Genomic DNA, 2,675 nt, shown 5'->3' with positions numbered 1-2,675 from the left:
TGCTCTTTGACATTGTTGAGAGGGGAAGAGAAGCGTAGGCGGCGGTGTCCTTGCGCCGATCCGAGAGGATCGGATGACGATACCGACCTGATCTATGCTTTGGTGAGTACACCGCTGTGGGGAAACCTGCAGATGGATGGACTCTGTCAATTGAGTGTAGTGACAGTCAGATCAAATCTTTCAACTTGAGAGTTTGATCCTGGCTCAGAACGAACGCTGGCGGCAGGCTTAACACATGCAAGTCGAACGCATCCTTCGGGGTGAGTGGCAGACGGGTGAGTAACGCGTGGGAACGTGCCCTTCAGTTCGGAATAACCCAGGGAAACTTGGGCTAATACCGGATACGTGCGAGAGCAGAAAGATTTATCGCTGAAGGATCGGCCCGCGTCTGATTAGCTAGTTGGTGGGGTAATGGCCCACCAAGGCGACGATCAGTAGCTGGTCTGAGAGGATGATCAGCCACATTGGGACTGAGACACGGCCCAAACTCCTACGGGAGGCAGCAGTGGGGAATATTGGACAATGGGCGCAAGCCTGATCCAGCCATGCCGCGTGAGTGATGAAGGCCTTAGGGTTGTAAAGCTCTTTCGTCCGGGACGATAATGACGGTACCGGAAGAAGAAGCCCCGGCTAACTTCGTGCCAGCAGCCGCGGTAATACGAAGGGGGCTAGCGTTGTTCGGAATCACTGGGCGTAAAGGGCGCGTAGGCGGCTTTGTAAGTCGGGGGTGAAAGCCTGTGGCTCAACCACAGAATTGCCTTCGATACTGCATGGCTTGAGACCGGAAGAGGTAAGTGGAACTGCGAGTGTAGAGGTGAAATTCGTAGATATTCGCAAGAACACCAGTGGCGAAGGCGGCTTACTGGTCCGGTTCTGACGCTGAGGCGCGAAAGCGTGGGGAGCAAACAGGATTAGATACCCTGGTAGTCCACGCCGTAAACGATGAATGCCAGCCGTTGGCGAGCTTGCTCGTCAGTGGCGCAGCTAACGCTTTAAGCATTCCGCCTGGGGAGTACGGTCGCAAGATTAAAACTCAAAGGAATTGACGGGGGCCCGCACAAGCGGTGGAGCATGTGGTTTAATTCGAAGCAACGCGCAGAACCTTACCAGCCTTTGACATGTCCCGTATGATTGCCAGAGATGGCTTTCTTCAGTTCGGCTGGCGGGAACACAGGTGCTGCATGGCTGTCGTCAGCTCGTGTCGTGAGATGTTGGGTTAAGTCCCGCAACGAGCGCAACCCTCGCCCCTAGTTGCCATCATTTGGTTGGGCACTCTAGGGGGACTGCCGGTGATAAGCCGAGAGGAAGGTGGGGATGACGTCAAGTCCTCATGGCCCTTACGGGCTGGGCTACACACGTGCTACAATGGCGGTGACAAAGGGCAGCGAACCCGCGAGGGGGAGCTAATCCTAAAAAGCCGTCTCAGTTCAGATTGCACTCTGCAACTCGAGTGCATGAAGGCGGAATCGCTAGTAATCGTGGATCAGAACGCCACGGTGAATACGTTCCCGGGCCTTGTACACACCGCCCGTCACACCATGGGAGTTGGTCTTACCCGACGGCGCTGCGCCAACCGCAAGGAGGCAGGCGACCACGGTAGGGTCAGCGACTGGGGTGAAGTCGTAACAAGGTAGCCGTAGGGGAACCTGCGGCTGGATCACCTCCTTTCTAAGGATGCTCTCTTATGAGAAGGCACACGCCTTCTTTATCGGAGCTCTTGGAACAAAAGAGGCCAGTCAGGCCTCACTATGCGGGACGCTGCCGTCTTCGTTTCTCTTCTCTCACATCCAAACATCGGTTGGTCTGGCCTGTCCCGTCGGGGCTGTGCCACGGTCGACTGGGCCTGTAGCTCAGGTGGTTAGAGCGCACCCCTGATAAGGGTGAGGTCGGACGTTCGAGTCGTCCCAGGCCCACCATTATCGCGTTGTTCTTTGCAACAAGGGGCCTTAGCTCAGCTGGGAGAGCGGTAGCTTTGCAAGCTTCAGGTCGTCGGTTCGATCCCGACAGGCTCCACCATTGCTCTTTGAGCGCTGCGTGATGTTTGGACGTGTCCATAGGCCCCTGGGGCCGTGGATCAGTCAAAGAGGTTCGTGCCCTCCCCTGTTGGGTGAGCGGCGCGGATGTTTGAAATCGTAAAGAGGCAGCATATTCGGCAAGCGGGACACCTAGTTCCTGCGAACCAGCTGACGGCCCGCAGCCGTCGAGCGCCGGATATGCTTGGCAAGCAAAAACATGTTTTTGGAGAAATCCAAGAACAGGTCTTTCTTGAGATCATTGTTCGGTCTAGCCGAGCGGACATTGATCATGAGAGTAATCAAGTGTCGTAAGAGCATCTGGTGGATGCCTTGGCGCTGAGAGGCGATGAAGGACGTGGTACGCTGCGATAAGCTTTGGGGAGCTGCGAACGAGCTTTGATCCAAAGATCTCCGAATGGGGAAACCCACCTTCGACCCTTTGTATTGTGACGGCATCGGAAACGGTGGCGTTGCACTACGAGGGGTCAGATGAAGGTATTAGACCCTGAATCCATAGGGGTTTAAAGCGAACCCGGGGAACTGAAACATCTAAGTACCCGGAGGAAAGGACATCAATTGAGACTCCGTTAGTAGTGGCGAGCGAACGCGGACCAGGCCAATGCCTGCATGATCTTCACTGGAACGGTTTGGAAAAGCCGG

Annotated in this window: 2 tRNA genes and 2 rRNA genes (1 of these 4 cut by a window edge); all 4 read left to right on the top strand. The window is 55.6% G+C overall.

From position 1 onward, the window contains the following. The first annotated feature begins 181 nt into the window (after positions 1–181). Positions 182–1,668 (top strand): 16S ribosomal RNA (locus tag JQC81_RS31875). Between the two features lie 171 nt (positions 1,669–1,839). After that, positions 1,840–1,916 (top strand) — tRNA-Ile (locus JQC81_RS31870). 24 nt (positions 1,917–1,940) lie between these two features. Next, positions 1,941–2,016: transfer RNA gene (locus JQC81_RS31865), tRNA-Ala, on the top strand. A gap of 296 nt (positions 2,017–2,312) precedes the next feature. Continuing rightward, positions 2,313–2,675, top strand: a 23S ribosomal RNA gene (locus JQC81_RS31860); it runs 2,447 nt beyond the window's last position. Together the 16S and 23S rRNA genes with 2 tRNA genes alongside form the textbook arrangement of a ribosomal RNA operon.

Source organism: Microvirga arabica (assembly GCF_016811235.1).
In the GTDB taxonomy this organism is placed as follows: Bacteria; Pseudomonadota; Alphaproteobacteria; order Rhizobiales; family Beijerinckiaceae; genus Microvirga; species Microvirga arabica.
The sequence above is the reverse complement of the archived record's forward strand: the minus strand, read 5'-3'. Positions and strand labels throughout refer to the sequence as shown.